A 15,716-nucleotide genomic window follows, 5' to 3' on the forward strand; every position below is an offset into this window, starting at 1 on the left:
GTCGATTATATGTCCAATAATTTGGACATTTGCGCAGTGGACTTTCGTTAAGCGTCGCGCTCGCTGAGGCCGTGTTGCTGCAACTTGTTATACAGGCTGGCCCGTGAAATCCCCAGGCGGATTGCGGTTTGCCGGCGATTACCGTCACAGGCCCGCAGCGCTGTTTTAAGCGCAGCCAGTTCGGCGTGAGCCATGCTGGTGGCAAGCTCCGGGATCGGCTGCTGGGTATCTGCCGCAACAGCTGGCGCTGGAGAAGCTGGCGCCGCGCCGCGCAATAATGGCTGAATCAGCGCGACGTCGAGCACGCTGCCTTCCGTTGCCAATTGCACACGCTCAAGCAGGTTACGCAATTCACGCACGTTACCGCTCCACGGTTGCTCGCCTAACAGTTTCAGTGCCTCTTCGGTCAGCTCCATCGGCGCCTGACCTGAGCGGTTGGCAATGTCGTCCAGCAGGTGCTCAACCAGCGCCGGAATATCTTCACGGCGCTCGCGCAATGGCGGCACTCTCAGGCCGAGCACATTGAGGCGGTAATATAAGTCGTCGCGGAATTGACCCGCCGCGACCTTGGCTTCAAGGTCAATGTGAGTGGCGGCAATCACCCGTACATTGAGCGGTTTCACCTGATTCGAGCCGAGTGGCTCAATCTCTTGCTCCTGCAGCACGCGCAGCAGCTTGGCTTGCAAGGGCAGCGGCAGATCGCCGATTTCATCGAGGAACAAGGTGCCACCGTTGGCGACTTCAAACTTGCCGATGCGGCCCTTACGATCGGCGCCGGTATACGCGCCAGGCGCTGTACCGAACAACTCGGCTTCCACTAGCGTTTCCGGAATGGCGGCCACATTCACCGCTACGAATGGGCCATTGGCACGTGGCGACAGGTTGTGAATACCCTGCGCCAGCAACTCTTTGCCGGTGCCGGTTTCGCCGCGCACCAGAACTGTGGATTCAAGCTGCGCGGCGCGTCTGGCCTGGCGTTTTACCTCGCTGGCTGGTGCGCTGGAGCCGATAAATCCGGCGATGGTGTAACGCGCCCGGCGGGCTTTGGCGAGTTCGTTTTGAGTCGCCAGCAACTGGCTCTGCAAAACATTGAACTTGGCCATCAACGGTTTCAGATGCCGCGCCTGATCGAACAACACAAAGCCGAGCGCGCCGACCACGGTGCCGTCTTCGTCACTCAGCGGAATGCGCGTGACCACAAAATGCTCGCTGCCAAACGCCATCAGATCGAGCATGCTCGGCTGGCCGCTCTCGACCACTTCGCGCAAGCGACTGGCGGGCAGCACCGCTTCAATCTCTTTACCGAGTACGCTGCGCGGATCGCTGATGCCGACCTTGGCGGCGTATTTATCGTTGATCCAGACAATCCGTGCCTGCCGGTTGACCGCAATGGTGCCCTCGCATTGAGCGTTCAGGTGATCAAACAGCAGCGGCATTGCCACCGAGCGAAAACGCTCCTGCGATACGCCGATAATCAGCCCGTTCTGGTCGAGGTCGCCGTGCGAGATAGCCATGCCTGAAAGGTTTCCGGATTGAGGGTGGGGCGATTATGGGCATCTGAGCCGACCCGCAGCAAGGCGCGGGCGTAGCCTGATGCAATTGGTCTTCTCATGCTTTGCGCTAATGGCGTTTATGCCATTGTTTTGAGATAGTTAGCCGGCTATCCGCCTGCGCGAGGCTCAAAAGGCCAACTGCAAGCGTCGACGCCTATCGCGTCACTCCCTCATGGTGTCTATCTGACACACGTTGGCGAGCTATCCGCGCGCCGCTGGATCTGCCGTGCACAGCCCACATGGCTGACGTTCGTGCATTCAAAAAATTAAAAAGTCTCGATCCATCCAAGGACGTCCCATGAAATTCACCCGTTGCTTCACCTTGCTGGCTTCTGCTGCCGCTTTAACCCTTGCCGTTTCCGCGCAAGCTCGCGAATACTCGGTTTCGACCGTTCTGTCGGACGCTTTCCCGTGGGGGCAGGCAGCGCAGAAGTGGGCTGATCTGGTCGCCGAGCGCTCCGAGGGGCGTATTACCCTGCGCGTGTATCCCAATGCCCAGTTGGTAGCGGGCGACCAAACCAAAGAATTCTCGGCCATGCGTTCTGGCCTGATTGATATGGCTGTTGGCTCGACCATCAACTGGTCGCCGCAAGTGCCGGAACTCAACCTGTTCTCTCTGCCATTCCTGATGAAAGACGACAAAGACCTCGATGCGCTGACTCAGGGCGAAGCGGGCAAGTTGTCGTTCAGCGCGATCGAGTCTCGCGGCATCGTGCCGCTGGCGTGGGGCGAGAACGGTTTCCGTGAGCTGTCCAACTCGGTCAAGCCGCTGCGCACCCCGGCCGATCTGGCAGGCCTGAAAATTCGCGTGGTCGGCTCGCCGTTGTTCCAGGACACCTTCACTGCACTGGGCGCCAACCCGACTCAGATGAGCTGGTCTGATGCCAAACCGGCTCTCACCACTGGCGCAGTAGACGGCCAGGAAAACCCGATCTCGGTGTTCGACGTTGCCCGTGTCGATCAAGTCGGCCAGAAGTACCTTACCCTTTGGCACTACATGGCCGACCCGCTGATCTTCGCGGTGAACCAGCGCGTGTGGAAAACCCTGCCGGAAGAAGACCGCGAACTGCTGCGCCAGGCTGCGTTGGACGCCGGTAAGTGGGAAACCGAACTGTCGCGTGGCCAGCAAGCCAAGCGTCTGGCGGATATCCGTGAGCGCGGTGTAGAAACCGTCGAGTTGAGCGCCGAAGAGCGTCAGGCATTTGTCGAGGCAACCCGCAGCGTGCATGAACAATGGGCGCCGAAAATCGGTGCTGATCTGATCAAGGCTGCTGAAGCGGCAATCGCCCAATAATGCTTGTGCGGGGCGCAGTTTGCGGCGCTCTGCGATACGTCCCAATGATCGAGTTTTACCCGCAAGCCTCCGGGCTTGCGGTTGTTTGAGGTCTTTATGAAAAAACAACCGGACGCGCGCTTCGAGCGTGCGCTGGCTACCTTGGCGCTGGTGATCATTAGCCTGATCAGCCTGGCCAACGTGGTGGTGCGTTACTTCACCAATGCATCTTTTGCGTTTACCGAAGAGTTTTCCGTGTTCCTGCTGGTCATCCTGACCTTTGCCGGCGCATCGGTTGCGCTGCGCAGTAACCGCCACATTCGCATCGGCATGCTGGAGCGGATGTTTCCGCGTCTGCGCACGCCGCTAATCATCGTGCAATGGCTGGCAGCTGTGCTGGTGCTCGGCCTGGTGGTTGCTTATGGCGGTCAATTCGCCTGGGAAGAATTCCAATGGGACTCCGAGTCACCGGGCTTGGGGTTGCCTAACTGGTGGTATGTGATCTGGCTGCCGCTGCTCGGCCTGTTGATGCTGTGGCGGGTGACTCAAATGAGCCTCGACCGTCTGCGCGGGAGGATCAGCGATGAGCCCTGATATGTGGTTGATTCTGAGCTTTCTGGCGCTGCTGATACTGGGTGTGCCGGTGGCTTTCGCGCTGGGCTTGTCGGGTGCTATCGGCATCATCGCCGGGCTGTCACCGGACATGCTCGCGACACTCGGCACCAATACCTACAACGGCGTGGCCAAATACCCGCTGATCGCCATTCCGCTGTTCATCCTCACCGGCTTGGTGTTTGAAAAAGCCGGTGTTGCGCTGCGCTTGGTGCGCTTTGCCCAAGCGCTGATCGGCCCGCGTCACGGTGGTTTGGCGCTGGTGGCGATTCTCGTGTGCCTGATCATGGGCGGCATGAGTGGTTCGGGCCCGGCGGATGCAGCGGCGGTGGCGATGGTGATGCTGCCCAGCATGACCAAGGCCGGCTACCCCAAACCCTTCTCGGCAACGCTGATTGCAGCGTCGGCCTCGACCGCGATTTTGATCCCGCCTTCAATCGCGCTGATTCTCTACTCGATTGTGGTGCCCGGTGTTGATCTGCGCGCACTGTTTGCCGCGGGCCTGTTCCCGGGAATCATCGCTGGGCTGGTCTTGCTGCTGCCCGCGTGGTTGCTGTCACGCCATTACGGCTGGGAGTCGCCGGATGAGGTCGAACGCCCGGCGGTGTGGGAAAGTTTCAAGCAGGCGTTACCGGCACTATTTGCCCCGGTGATCATTCTCGGTGGTCTGCGCAGCGGCCTGTTCACCCCGACCGAAGCGGCAGTGGCCGGCGTGACATACGGCGTGCTGGTTGGCTTGTGGCTAACCCGCGAGCTGGACTTGCGCAGTTTGTGGCGCTTGTGCGGTGAAGCCGCGGTGATCTCGGGCGTGGTCATGCTGATTATCGCGCTGGCGGGCATTTTTGCCTGGGCTGGCACCATGCTCGGCACATTCCGCCATTTGGCCGAGTGGCTGATTTCGTTGTCGGATAACGGCACGGTGTTGCTGATATTGGTCATGGTCGCGGTGCTGCTGGCGGGCATGCTGCTGGATGCCATCTCGATCTACCTGATTCTGATGCCGATCCTGATTCCGGTGATGCAGCACTTCGGCTGGAACCCGGTTTGGTTCGGTATTCTGCTGGCGATGAACATTGCCATCGGCCAATTTACACCGCCAGTCGCGATCAACTTGATGGTAACCGCCGAGGTGGCAAAAATCCGCCTGGAGCAAACCGTGGGCTGGGCGCTGCTGTTTGTCGTGGTCATGGGCAGTGCGCTGGTGCTGGTAGCGGTGTTCCCTGAAATCGCCTTGTGGTTGCCGCGTGTGCTGGGTTACTCGGTTTAAGCTATTGTTGAACCCGTAGTCAGGTATTTTCGGATTGCCGGTGTAAAAGCCGGTAATCAGGCTATATTGTTGCGTTAGGCTGTTCAGGGGTTGCCGACTCGTTGCAGTGCTCGCAATGTTGTCGGACCACCTGATTACGAAGCGCAGGGAAATGGATGCCATCCTCCAGTATTGAGAAACGCTCGAATAGCGGGCTGGCTGAAACTGGCAAACGAACGTTGATGCGGGTCATTCTGGCGTCGACGGGTGTCACGCTGGGCGGCTTTTCTGTGTTGCAGTTTCTGGCCGGCAACCACCTGTTTGCGCTGCTCGAAGTGGTGATGACCGGCGTGCTGTTATACGGCGCATGGCGGATTGTGCATGTGCGCAACATGACGCCCTGGATCTACCTCTACATCATCCCGACATCGGCATTTATTACCTACATCATCATCATGCCTGATGCCTCCAAGGCGGCATTTGTATGGGTGTACACCATTCCGCTGATGTCGTATCTCTTGCTGGGCCGGGCGCGTGGCTTCCTGCTTTCCACGCCTTTGATGATTATTCCGACGGTGCTGTATTTCGAGCAACACAAGGTGGCCTTGGATACGGCGGGCTTGATCGATCTTGGCAACGCCGTGGCCTGCGGCCTGCTGATTATCGCCTTTGTGCACATTTACGAAACCTTGCGCGCAGCGGCTCATGCGCAGCTTGAATACATCGCCCAGACAGATGCATTAACCGGGGTAATGAGCCGTGGCAGTTTCCAGCAGGTGCTCGACGGCAGCATTGCCGAAGCGGAGCGCAGCCAGGCGCCGCTGGTGCTGGTAATCATGGACATCGACCACTTCAAGGGCGTTAACGATGACTGGGGCCACGATGCCGGTGATCAGGCCTTGAGGCACATGAGCACGCTGCTCAAACAGCGCCTGCGCGTGACTGACAGTGTTGGCCGTTTGGGCGGGGAGGAGTTTGGCGTGCTGTTGCGCAATACCGACAGCGACCGCGCCGCCAACCTGATTGAAGCGTTGCGCGTGCAAATCGTCAGCACGCCTTTGCAATACGGTGAAGATATCGTGCCGCTGTCTGCCACTTTTGGTCTGGCGGAATGGCCGCATGATGGCCGCACCTCCAACGAGCTTTATCGTTGTGCGGATAAACGTCTTTATCTTGGCAAAAGTCGCGGGCGTAACCAGTTGGTCGGGCGCGATTATCGCGGGGCGGAAATGCCTGCGCACTCATTAAATCCGTCGCTCTAGCGTGGCGTAGCTTTAATTCTTAATGCTGATTGTGTGACGCCTCCATGCTCAGCAACTTGCGCCGGAACGCCAGCGGCGTTAGCCCGAACCAACGCTTACAAGCCCGATTAAGCACACTCTGTTCGCTGTAACCCAACAGCCCGGCAATCTGCGAAATCGGCATGTGCCGCTCGGCCAGATACTGCTCAGTCAGCTCCTTACGAATGCCCTCAAGCAACTCGTCAAAATGCATGTCCAACTCTGCGAGCCGGCGCTGTAGCACGCGTGGGTGCAAACCCAATTGCTCGGCAACTGTGGGCAGACGGCAGCGATGAGTGGGCAGCAAGCGGCTAATCAGTTTGTTTACCTGCGCCACCAGATCAGAGCCGTTTTGCAGGCTGTGCTGCTGAAGATAGTCTTCAAGCGTGCGGTGCAGATTATAGTTCTGTTGCTCAATCGGCCGGGCCAGTTGCTCAGCCGTCATCACCAGCGCATTGTGCGCCTCGCCAGTAAGAACACGGCTGGCGAAATAGCGCCGGTAAGTGGCGGGCGGCAGCGTGCTGGAGCTGGTCAGGCTGACGGCATACGGGGCGAAATTGCTGCCGCACAACAACTTCATCGCATTCAAGGCCACTCCCAACGCCAGCTCGGTCATCTGCCGCTTGTAGCGAACTTGCGGCAGATTGAGCGTGATAACCCATTGGGTTAACTGCGAATCGCGGGTGTTCAGTTCAAGCTCGATGCCGGGGCTGTGATAACTGATAAACCGCACAATATCCGTGAGTGCCTGACCAACAGTGGCGCAACTCAGGGCGATTACCGCGATGGGCCCGAGAATTTGCATGTCCTGATACTTGGCCATGCGCAGGCCAAAGTCCGGGCAATCGAGGCTGTTAGCGGCATGCTCAAGTAAACCAACCAGCGCGCTGAGTGGCAGGCGCGCGTCTTCATCATCCAGCAGCGCGGGGTTGATGTGGAAGCGATCGAGCATTGCATCGGCGTCGCCGCCCAGTTCGCGGGTCAATTCGCGAAAGCCGATGAATGAGGTGGTTCTGATCAGTGCGGTCATGGTTCCAAAGATCAAATAAAAGTCATCAAAGATCAATAATTACCTAGACTGAATGATGAAAATCGAACCTGTAGCTTTCGCGTCGCGTTCGAGGGCGCATAAAACAACAACAATTGGAGTGCCAGATGACATTCGATTACATCATCGTAGGTGCCGGCTCGGCTGGCTGCGTACTTGCCAACCGCCTGAGTGCCGATCCCGCCGTTAGCGTTTGCCTGCTCGAAGCCGGGCCACAAGATTCCTCTCCGTTTATCCACATGCCAGCCGGGATCGCAGTCATCCTGCCGACCAAGCATGTCAACTGGGCCTTCAATACCGTGCCGCAGCCGGGCCTCAATGGTCGTTTGGGCTATCAGCCGCGTGGCAAGACGCTGGGTGGCAGCAGCTCGATCAACGGCATGATCTACATCCGTGGCCATAAAACCGACTTCGATGACTGGCATGCCCTGGGCAATGAAGGCTGGTCTTACGATGATGTGCTGCCGTATTTCCGCAAAAGTGAGAACTACTACGGCGGCGAGTGTGAATATCACGGCGCCGGCGGCGAGCTGTATGTGGGCCGCGCCGATGTGCAGCAAACCACGCACGACTTCGTCAAAGCCGGCACCGATGCCGGCCATGCCTTCAATGCCGACTTCAATGGCAAAGAACAAGAAGGCGTTGGTTACTTCGACGTCAACATCCGCGACGGCCGTCGCTGGAGCGCAGCCACCGCATTCCTCAAGCCGGTACGTGAAGCGCGCAAGAACCTGACCGTAATCAGCGGTGCGCTGGCTGAACGAGTCCTGCTGCAAGGCAAGCAGGCAGTGGGTATCGAACTGAGCGTTAAAGGCAATCGACAAATCATCAGCGCGCGCAAAGAGGTATTGCTCTGCGGTGGCGTGTTTGGCACGCCGCAACTGATGATGCTCTCGGGTATCGGCCCGGAAGCCGAACTGAAAAAGCACGGTATCCCAGTCCAGCATGAACTGCCGGGCGTCGGCGAAAACCTCAAGGACCACCCCGATGTGGTGCAGTGCTACAAGAGCACCGATCGCTCACTCATGGGCGTTTCTCTGCGGGCTTCACCGCGCCTGACCAAAGACCTTTACGACTACAGCCGAACCAAGAAAGGCCCATTGGCGAGCAACCTTGCCGAAGCCGGCGCCTTCCTGAAAACCGACGCCACCCTCGACCGCCCCGATATCCAGCTGCATTCGGTAGTGGGCTTGATTGATAACCACAACCGCAAGCTGCATTGGGGCCATGGCTTTAGCGCACACATCTGCGTATTGCGGCCGAAGAGCGTCGGCAGCATGGGCCTGAATTCGCCAGACCCGAAAGACGCACCGCGTATCGACCCGAATATCCTCGGTGACGACCACGACGTCGAGACCATGCTCAAGGGTTTCCGGATGACCCGCGAAATCATCGCCCAGTCGCCGATGGCGCATCTGCAGCTAAAGGAAATGTATGGCATTAATCAGGATCAGGACGAACAACTGATCAAGCTGATTCGTGATCGTACAGACACCATCTACCACCCGGTAGGTACCTGCAAAATGGGTTCAGATGAAATGGCCGTGGTCGACAGCAAACTGCGTGTGCACGGCATTCAAGGCCTGCGCGTGGTTGATGCCTCGGTGATGCCAACGCTGATCGGCGGCAACACCAACGCGCCAACCATCATGATCGCCGAACGTGCGGCCGAGTGGATATTGCAGGATCAAGCTACGAACGCCTAGCAACAGTTGCCCGTTCGCAGCACGGCTGAACGCTAGCCGTTGGTTCTTTGCAGCAAGGTTGTGGGGTTGTGCAATGGCATTCAGCGATTGCACAACCCCACCCATCAAATCAAACGAAGTTCTGGCGCGCAGCACCACGCGGCAGACGATTACGCCCCGGAAGTTCCTGCAGGCGCTGCTGCCATGCAGCCTTAACGCTCATAGCAGGCTTGGCCTTAACCTGTTCCGCCGCTGCTTTCTCGGCCTTGGCCGCCGCACGCAACTCAGCCAGCGTTGGCGTTCTGCGGGCCACGGCAGGCGCCGCTTCCTTCTCAATAGAACGCAGGCAAAGCTTGCAGGAAACCTGCTCCTTTTCCCCGGTAGTGCTCAGGCTAGAACCCGTGCGGCCGCAAGCCACAGTGTCAGGGGAGGGCGAGTAGTGAATAGCCAACGTTACATCTCCAGCTTTTAACAAAGCCGGCGATTTTACATATCTAGTGGCGAGTGTGCGTCTGGAAATGGGACGAAAGGTTGTTGGGGGGATGGGTGCGTTGCGTTGTTTGGTTGGCCCACACGGACTCGAACCGTGGGCTAAAGAATTATGAGTTGCCTAGAAACGCTGCAAGTCCAGTGAAATCGGGCGTAGCTTAGCGCAGGTACAGTTAGCTGAAAGCATCGCCGTAGAGCTGGTTAAGCGTAATTAGGCGAAATCTGTAAAAGCTGGGCACTGTACCGTCAGCGTACTGTTTTTTGTACCGCGAAACGGTCAGGTTTTGACTTTCCATCTGACGATGACTGCGCTAATGCTGTTGATTGTGTTGCGGATCAGGCGTTGAAACCTATCACCAACGCAGTCGCGAATTGTGATCGGTGGTAAATCGCTATTTGGCCGAGTAGCGTCGTTTCTTGGGCTTGAGCAGCGTATTCGCTTCGCCCATTGAAAATGGTCGTGTATACGTTACATCCACTCTGACTTGTTACGTATACCAGACATGGACTACGCCCTTATCGCAACACGCCTTGGCAACGAGATCCGCCAGCGCCGCCTAAAGCGCGGGCTGACTCAGGCTGCGCTTGCTTCCCTGGCCTCTATCACCCGGCAAAAGGTTATCGCTATCGAGAGGGGTGACCTCTCGGTGGGCATGATGGCCTATGCACGAGTCCTGGGTGCCTTGGACTGTGAGCTTGCGGTTGTGCCCGCAAGAATGCCCACGCTGGATGAAATCCACGGAGTGTTTAATTGATGACAGACGTGCAGCAAATGGAATTCACAAACTGACCCGCACGAGCAAACCAGGTTTAGCCTCTTCAGAGGGCTAGAGGGGAGCCTCAGGCTCCTTTAGTCCGGCAGTAAATTTCATTGGTATTTATGTGAGTTAAAGATTGTCTGGGAGCTCTCCGTTCTCTAAATAGTCAATGAGATCTTTGTCTGCAAGCGCAGATCGATAGAACACAGCTTCCCAGCAGTTTATTGATTTGTCTTCTTCGCTCTGTAATAGTATTTCAATAATTTCGCCCAGACCTACACGTCCTCCTTTGTCACGATGTCTCTTGGCAGACTTCAGTAAGTGCACATATTTTGTATTGCAGAATTTTTTGATTCTTAGGATTAGGTCGATCCCGCTAGTGTGTTCATTTACGAGTTCTAGTAGGTCTGGCTCTATATCGCCATTCATGACTATTGAGAATTTCGGGCTGTTATACGGCGGTTGAAAATTAATTTTGTATAATGGTGTAGTAACTTCATCAAAATATGGGTGGATGTATTTTTTTGAGCCGTTATTAGTTTTGTATTGTGTTCCTTTGGCTTGTTGGCATTCGGAACACATGGGAGTGAGGTTTAGCAATAGTACAGAAAGTTCAGGAAATTCATCTTTAGGTAGGTAGTGGTCTAACGTCCCTGGAATACCTGCTTCTCCACAAGACGGGCAGCAAATAAGCCCATGTTCTCTACGCATTTTAGATAGTATTTCGTGTGGGATTTTTCCTTGTTGTGGGCTATAAAGGCCTATGAGTGATTTCTTTCTCTCTTCGGCCTCATCTTCATCTTTCGTATAAAGTAGTAAGTCCAAAGCAGCTATTTTTGCCGGATTACCTTTGTGCTCAATGTATATTTCAATGTTCTTCTGCCAATCGTTTTTTATGCGTTGGTAGAAGCCTAGGTGCCGCTTGCGTTCATCCAAGATTTTCAAGAAAACTTCCACGGAGTCTTCCTTGGGAGGGGGTATATTAGCGACCACTACCAATCTCCGAATTTAGAAGTTTTATTATTATTTCTTCGTTAATTTCCCGTCCTAGCGCTGATATCAAGGAGCTCGCACTGCCATATTCGGTTAGTTTTATTTCTAACCATTCGTCAAATGGCTTGGATATTGAGTCGTCACCAAAAACGTAAGTTGATATACGTTGCATATCACCTCCGAATGTTTCGAACGGAGGGTTAACGACGTCAAGCCCATCTTCAAGCTCTCGGAAAACATGGACACATCTGGTTGGTATTTCTCTGGCTATTGCGAGTGAGTGCGTCGCTAAGATAGCTTTTGAACTGAATGCAGAAAGAACTTTTTTTAGCAAGGAAATGAATTCGATTTCAAGGGTGGGGTGAAGAAATAGCTCTGGTTCATCAATTATTACAAGGCTATCCCTTTTAATTTCTCCGGCCACATTAATTACAATGTAGCAAAATAGCCGTTGTCCGGAGCTAAGTTCGACAGGAGTGCCATTTTTTAAAAAAGTAACGCCAGCTTGGTAATTTATAGAGTTAGAGAAGTCGAAAAATTCAAGCGCATCATAATTTTCCCGGTTTACTATTAGATAGTCAGAATCGTTTATCGTTCGAAAGCAGTCTGGTAAGAAAGGATCGTCGTTATCGACTTCGTCAGTTAGCGTAAGTGCTAGCTCGTCATACCCAATGGCGGCTTGCAATACACTATTTATAATATTTACCTTGCCAATCCAGTTTGGCATGAAGCTAAATTTCTCGTCGTCAGCAAAGGCCTTAAGTAGCGAGTGCGCTGAATCACTAGCGGGTAGATTTCTACTGATGCCTATTCGCGACTCTCCGTCTCGCTCTATATTTTGTCTGAATCCAAAATATTTGTAGGCGGTTTTGTCCAATAGGTTGGCATCTGAAAGATCAAGTGTGTACTCCTCGAATGGGCTGTACGATACAAGTATCAAACGGGAAATGTTTGGTGTCTCATCAAACGGCTCATGGCCGGTTTTGTCGAGCTCTTTCTTACTTCCTTTATCTACACCAAGCCAGTATTCAACTAAGGATTTCAAACAGTGAGATTTTCCGACCCCGTTCGGGCCAATTAAAACATTTATGTCGTATGGAAGTAGTTTTGAGTTGAACTCGAATGAGACCCTCTGTGAACTGCCATTACGCTTTTCTAGGTTAAGAGAGAAATTCTCTATCGCAGAATTTCTGCCATGGTCAAAGATCAGCCATCCGTCACTATATGATTTTCTTGCGCCAGCTTCTCTTAGCAATGAATTTTTAAATTCATCTTTCTCAATTAACTTTATGGCTTTTTTATCCTGCTTAATGTTCTTCAGGTATCCGGCGTCACGGATTGATTCCATTACTTTTATGGTTGATTTAATTCCTATCTTTCCGATCAGGGCTGAATATAAATCTATATCGCTAGGTACTGAAATATAGTCGCTTCCTGGTATGGGGAAAAAGCCATCCCAGCCGTTCGATACTTTTTCGTTTAGATGCTGTGCTGTAAAATTTGAGTCGCTGAGCAAAGTCTTTAATGAAAATTCGAGTAATTTTTCGCCTTCAAAAAATAAAGCGGCATTCAGTGTTGTCTTTGAGCCAAAGTCATCCCAGTTGTTATATGAAAGTGTTAGAATATTTTGCTCTGACTTTGGTCTGCTTGGCGGTCTATTCCAGGAGCTTCCGGTTTGATAATATACTTTCATATTTTTAATTCTGACTTAACTCGTTGTAGAAGAGTTGTTTGATTTGGCTCTGGTCATAGTCATACTTCATCGAAGTAGTCACTATCCAGCTTCGGTAACTTAAGTAGGCGCGACGTTACGCCGACCTCATGATCCATCATCAGGTTGACCAACCGATTGCCATCTACCAGCACCATGCCTTCCACCGAACGAGAAAAGTCGATTGCCTGTGCTGTAAAGCCTGAGGTGGTAATAAACACGCCACGCTTGGCCTTCTGTCCGGCGAGAGCGCCATAGAAGGCTTGCAGTTCTGGCCGGCCAACTGTGCCCTGCCAACGTTTGGCTTGCACATAGACCTTTTCTAGTCCGAGTTTGTCGAGTGAAATTACCCCGTCGATGCCGCCATCACCGCTGCCGCCAACCCGCTGCAGATCGTTGCGGTTAGCGCCGTATCCTAGGCTGTGCAGCACGTCCAACACGATGATTTCAAAGCGATTAGGGCTCACTTGCAGGAGGTTATCCAGCACGTCAGCAGCTGTTGCTTCGCGCAGTTCGCGCAAAGCCTGCTCTAGACGGTCATCTGGACTTACAGTTGCTGAGTTGGGTGACGGTGCTTTCTGTTCTTGGTCATCAAGCGGGACGGCATCTGTTGGGGCTTTGAGTTTTACATTCATGAACCCGATGGCGAGTTGTTCGACTTTATCTGCGCTCAGTGGGTACAAATGTTGCGCGGCATAAGCAATGCCTTCATCTGTCAGCTTCCAGTATCCGCGTTTAACGCTGCTCGATAGGCCCGCTCGCTTTAGTCTGTCATGCGCCCATCCTGCACGGTTCTTGTATGTAGCTTGGCCACTGGCTATTAGCTCTTGGCGTTGTGCTTCCGACAGTTGGAGCGAGTCAGCTGCGGCTTCATGGGCGTCACGTGCTGTCGCGCCTTCGGGCGTGGCGGCCAGGTAGCGCAGGATCGGCTCAATAAACTGGTCGTAGGTAGGGACGGACATTGCTACTCCAGGCGCAGGATTGATGGCAGGGCCGCGTGCTAAAGGCTCTGCATGGTTTTGCATTTGGGGAAGGTTGAGCAGCCCCAGAATTGTTGGCCGACATTGGCTCCAGTTTTACGGGTGCGAATAACCAAGGCGCTGCCGCATTTCGGACATTGCCGCTCGGCTGTCGGATCACTCCGGCGCTTGAGGTTTTGCACATGCTCGCGGTGGGTGGCGAGTGTTTGCGCGCGACGGCCGGTTTGCAGGGAGTGCAGCATGGCGTCGACTTCAGCCTCGCTGAATAGCTGCTGCTGGAATGACTTGATATAGCGGATAAAGCCGATGCCCTCGGTCACGTTGGCCGGTACTTCGGTTTTGAAGGTGCTGCCGCCGACAAAGGTGATGACCGAGTGCAGGTGTTCGGGGTTAACGCCAAGGGTGGCTTCCAGCGCTTTGAGGTGTTTGTAGTTCTGCCGCAGCGGGTTCTGGAATTTAAACGTGCGTTTGTAGAGCTTCTGAGTCCACTGCGCCTGCTTTTCGCTGCCGAAGATCCAGCCGCTCATGTTCTTCGTTTCCAGCACGAAGATGCCGTAGGGCGAGAGAAATACGTGGTCGATCTGCGTGGTGCCGTCTGGCGTGTCGAGCGTGACGTTATGTAGGCGGCGGTAGGTCTGCTTATCCAGCTGCCAATGGGCAAACAGCCGAACCAGTAGCTCGCCAACGTGGCCCTTGAACCAGGGCGATTTGATAAGGCCTGCGAGCAATGCCAGCGGAATTAACCAGCTAACTACGCCCCAGACCTGGGCGATCATCGGAGAGAAATCCATTTCTTACTTTTCGCAATCCTGAGAGATAACCCGATAGTACCGAAATTAACTGCAAAGGCACGAAAGTATTGCAGTCGTTAAGCAGTGCGACGCCTGCGTAAATTTCAGGTAGGCAGATTAGCTGCGCTATTTATTTGGTAGCGAGTACTGCGGCCACCTCCCGGTAGCCGGATTATGCAGCCTTTCGCCACAAGGTCGCTCAAGTGGCGAGTGGCTGTCGCTTTTGAGACCTTGGCTACGGCCTGGTATTGAGCGGCGCTGATACCTTCCTCAAAGCCTCGCTCCCCGCCATCGAGCAGGCGGTTAAGCACTTTGATTTGCTCTGCAGAAAGAGTGTGGCTTAGGTGCGTTTGCCAGAAGCGCGCCTTTGCCAGAATGCGGTCGATGCGGGCAAGTGCTTGTTCCAGGCTTTTGAGCAGTGTTACGAGAAACCACTGCAGCCAGGCGGTGATATCCAGCGAGTCTTTCTGGCTGATTTCGAGGATGTGGTAATAGCCTGCACGGTCGTCGAGGATGCTCGCCGACATGGCGTAAAAACGGATGGCTTGCTGCTCGCCCTGGGCCAGCGCCATGTCGGTAATGGCACGGGTAAGACGGCCGTTACCGTCATCAAATGGGTGCAGGGTGACGAACCAGAAGTGAGCAATGCCGGCGCGCAAAAACGGGTCGAGACCTGCATCGTTGCGGCTGCTCTCGAACCAGTTTAGAAAATCTGCGAGCTGTTCTTCTAATCCAGGGCGCGGTGGGGCTTCAAAATGCACGGTAGGTCGGTCGAGCCTGCCAGAAACAACCTGCGTAGGCTCTTCGCCGCGGAGCGTACCAACCCGCAACTGACGAGTCAGCAGGTTATCTTCGTCAGGGAACAGCCAGCAGTGCCAGCGGTATAGCCTTTTTATATCGAGCGGTTGTTGGTGTGCGCTGGTGGCATCGAGGAGCAATTGCGCAAGGCCTTCGGAGCGTGCGCTGACTCGGCCTTCTTCGCTGATTCCCAAACGCCTAGCGAGGGAGGAGCGTACCGAGCCTACATTCAGATGCTCACCCTCTATGGCAGAAGAGGTGACGATGTTCTGCAGCATAGCATCCAGGCTGCTCTGTACTTCAGTGCCACTGCCCACTGCACCTAGCATTCCTAACAAACACCCCTGGGCCTGATTGCAGGCGCGAAGCAGCAGGACTAGCGGTTCTAGTTGCCAGGTGAAGTTTGGCCAGCCGGGTTGCTGCCAGATCCAGAGAGGGGCATTCATGGGCTTGCTCATTTGTGAGCCGATTAGCGAATCTATTCGGCTCATTATGTGAG

14 protein-coding genes are annotated in these 15,716 nt (G+C 54.6%); 6 read left to right on the plus strand and 8 right to left on the minus strand.

The window, feature by feature from the left end:
• Positions 1-47 precede the first annotated feature (47 nt).
• Complete coding sequence (locus PMYSY11_RS02920; protein ID WP_150548277.1) at positions 48-1,514, minus strand: sigma-54 interaction domain-containing protein; 1,467 nt, start codon at positions 1,512-1,514, stop codon at positions 48-50.
• Between the two features lie 337 nt (positions 1,515-1,851).
• Here PMYSY11_RS02920 and PMYSY11_RS02925 point away from each other — a divergent pair, with 337 nt between their 5' ends.
• The 4 genes from PMYSY11_RS02925 to PMYSY11_RS02940 all read left to right on the plus strand — a co-directional run bounded on the left by PMYSY11_RS02925 (position 1,852) and on the right by PMYSY11_RS02940 (position 5,946).
• Positions 1,852-2,847 carry a DctP family TRAP transporter solute-binding subunit gene (locus PMYSY11_RS02925; RefSeq protein WP_069902583.1) on the plus strand — a complete coding sequence of 332 codons (996 nt, stop codon included), beginning with the start codon at positions 1,852-1,854 and terminating at the stop codon, positions 2,845-2,847.
• A 96-nt stretch (positions 2,848-2,943) separates the two neighbouring features.
• Positions 2,944-3,420, plus strand: a complete 477-nt coding sequence (locus tag PMYSY11_RS02930; protein ID WP_069902584.1) for a TRAP transporter small permease — start codon at positions 2,944-2,946, stop codon at positions 3,418-3,420.
• Positions 3,410-4,705, plus strand: coding sequence for a TRAP transporter large permease (locus tag PMYSY11_RS02935; RefSeq protein ID WP_069902585.1), 1,296 nt, complete (start codon positions 3,410-3,412; stop codon positions 4,703-4,705). Before PMYSY11_RS02930 ends, PMYSY11_RS02935 begins: the two co-directional genes overlap by 11 nt.
• A gap of 221 nt (positions 4,706-4,926) precedes the next feature.
• Positions 4,927-5,946 (plus strand): GGDEF domain-containing protein, encoded by a 1,020-nt coding sequence (locus PMYSY11_RS02940; protein ID WP_239655530.1) that lies wholly within the window; start codon positions 4,927-4,929, stop codon positions 5,944-5,946.
• A gap of 19 nt (positions 5,947-5,965) precedes the next feature.
• On the opposite strand, the gene PMYSY11_RS02945 is transcribed toward PMYSY11_RS02940, so the two are convergent.
• Positions 5,966-6,994 (minus strand): AraC family transcriptional regulator, encoded by a 1,029-nt coding sequence (locus PMYSY11_RS02945; RefSeq protein ID WP_150548279.1) that lies wholly within the window; start codon positions 6,992-6,994, stop codon positions 5,966-5,968.
• A 125-nt stretch (positions 6,995-7,119) separates the two neighbouring features.
• On the opposite strand from PMYSY11_RS02945, the gene PMYSY11_RS02950 reads away from it, so the two are divergent.
• A complete protein-coding gene (locus tag PMYSY11_RS02950) occupies positions 7,120-8,718 on the plus strand; it encodes a GMC family oxidoreductase (protein WP_069902587.1) in 1,599 nt (532 codons plus the stop codon).
• A 109-nt stretch (positions 8,719-8,827) separates the two neighbouring features.
• Here PMYSY11_RS02950 and PMYSY11_RS02955 read toward each other — a convergent pair whose 3' ends face one another.
• Complete coding sequence (locus tag PMYSY11_RS02955) at positions 8,828-9,148, minus strand: hypothetical protein (protein WP_150548280.1); 321 nt, start codon at positions 9,146-9,148, stop codon at positions 8,828-8,830.
• A 541-nt stretch (positions 9,149-9,689) separates the two neighbouring features.
• Here PMYSY11_RS02955 and PMYSY11_RS02960 point away from each other — a divergent pair.
• Entirely contained in the window at positions 9,690-9,941 is a 252-nt protein-coding gene (locus tag PMYSY11_RS02960) for a helix-turn-helix transcriptional regulator (RefSeq protein ID WP_150548281.1), read from the plus strand.
• Between the two features lie 132 nt (positions 9,942-10,073).
• Here the strand turns inward: PMYSY11_RS02960 and PMYSY11_RS02965 are convergent, their stop codons facing one another.
• The 5 genes from PMYSY11_RS02965 to PMYSY11_RS02985 all read right to left on the minus strand — a co-directional run bounded on the left by PMYSY11_RS02965 (position 10,074) and on the right by PMYSY11_RS02985 (position 15,663).
• Positions 10,074-10,901, minus strand: coding sequence for a hypothetical protein (locus PMYSY11_RS02965; RefSeq protein WP_150548282.1), 828 nt, complete (start codon positions 10,899-10,901; stop codon positions 10,074-10,076).
• A 25-nt stretch (positions 10,902-10,926) separates the two neighbouring features.
• Positions 10,927-12,630: an AAA family ATPase gene (locus PMYSY11_RS02970; protein WP_150548283.1), complete on the minus strand. Its 1,704-nt coding sequence runs from the start codon at positions 12,628-12,630 to the stop codon at positions 10,927-10,929.
• A 59-nt stretch (positions 12,631-12,689) separates the two neighbouring features.
• The gene (locus PMYSY11_RS02975) at positions 12,690-13,610 is read right to left on the minus strand and encodes a restriction endonuclease (protein WP_150548284.1); all 921 of its coding nucleotides are present in this window, start codon (positions 13,608-13,610) and stop codon (positions 12,690-12,692) included.
• Between the two features lie 38 nt (positions 13,611-13,648).
• A complete protein-coding gene (locus PMYSY11_RS02980) occupies positions 13,649-14,419 on the minus strand; it encodes a nuclease-related domain-containing protein (RefSeq protein ID WP_150548285.1) in 771 nt (256 codons plus the stop codon).
• Between the two features lie 104 nt (positions 14,420-14,523).
• Positions 14,524-15,663 (minus strand): Fic family protein, encoded by a 1,140-nt coding sequence (locus tag PMYSY11_RS02985; RefSeq protein ID WP_150548286.1) that lies wholly within the window; start codon positions 15,661-15,663, stop codon positions 14,524-14,526.
• Positions 15,664-15,716 lie beyond the last annotated feature (53 nt).

The sequence above is a fragment of the Pseudomonas marincola genome (genome assembly GCF_900682675.2).
Taxonomy (GTDB): Bacteria; Pseudomonadota; Gammaproteobacteria; order Pseudomonadales; family Pseudomonadaceae; genus Aquipseudomonas; species Aquipseudomonas marincola.

Bases quoted from the DNA above. Each gene is read 5' to 3' on its own strand.
- PMYSY11_RS02920 (WP_150548277.1), bottom strand. From the start codon at position 1,514: ATGGCTATCTCGCACGGCGACCTCGACCAGAACGGGCTGATTATCGGC.
- PMYSY11_RS02925 (WP_069902583.1), top strand. From the start codon at position 1,852: ATGAAATTCACCCGTTGCTTCACCTTGCTGGCTTCTGCTGCCGCTTTA.
- PMYSY11_RS02930 (WP_069902584.1), top strand. From the start codon at position 2,944: ATGAAAAAACAACCGGACGCGCGCTTCGAGCGTGCGCTGGCTACCTTG.
- PMYSY11_RS02935 (WP_069902585.1), top strand. From the start codon at position 3,410: ATGAGCCCTGATATGTGGTTGATTCTGAGCTTTCTGGCGCTGCTGATA.
- PMYSY11_RS02940 (WP_239655530.1), top strand. From the start codon at position 4,927: ATGCGGGTCATTCTGGCGTCGACGGGTGTCACGCTGGGCGGCTTTTCT.
- PMYSY11_RS02945 (WP_150548279.1), bottom strand. From the start codon at position 6,994: ATGACCGCACTGATCAGAACCACCTCATTCATCGGCTTTCGCGAATTG.
- PMYSY11_RS02950 (WP_069902587.1), top strand. From the start codon at position 7,120: ATGACATTCGATTACATCATCGTAGGTGCCGGCTCGGCTGGCTGCGTA.
- PMYSY11_RS02960 (WP_150548281.1), top strand. From the start codon at position 9,690: ATGGACTACGCCCTTATCGCAACACGCCTTGGCAACGAGATCCGCCAG.
- PMYSY11_RS02970 (WP_150548283.1), bottom strand. From the start codon at position 12,630: ATGAAAGTATATTATCAAACCGGAAGCTCCTGGAATAGACCGCCAAGC.
- PMYSY11_RS02975 (WP_150548284.1), bottom strand. From the start codon at position 13,610: ATGTCCGTCCCTACCTACGACCAGTTTATTGAGCCGATCCTGCGCTAC.
- PMYSY11_RS02980 (WP_150548285.1), bottom strand. From the start codon at position 14,419: ATGGATTTCTCTCCGATGATCGCCCAGGTCTGGGGCGTAGTTAGCTGG.
- PMYSY11_RS02985 (WP_150548286.1), bottom strand. From the start codon at position 15,663: ATGAATGCCCCTCTCTGGATCTGGCAGCAACCCGGCTGGCCAAACTTC.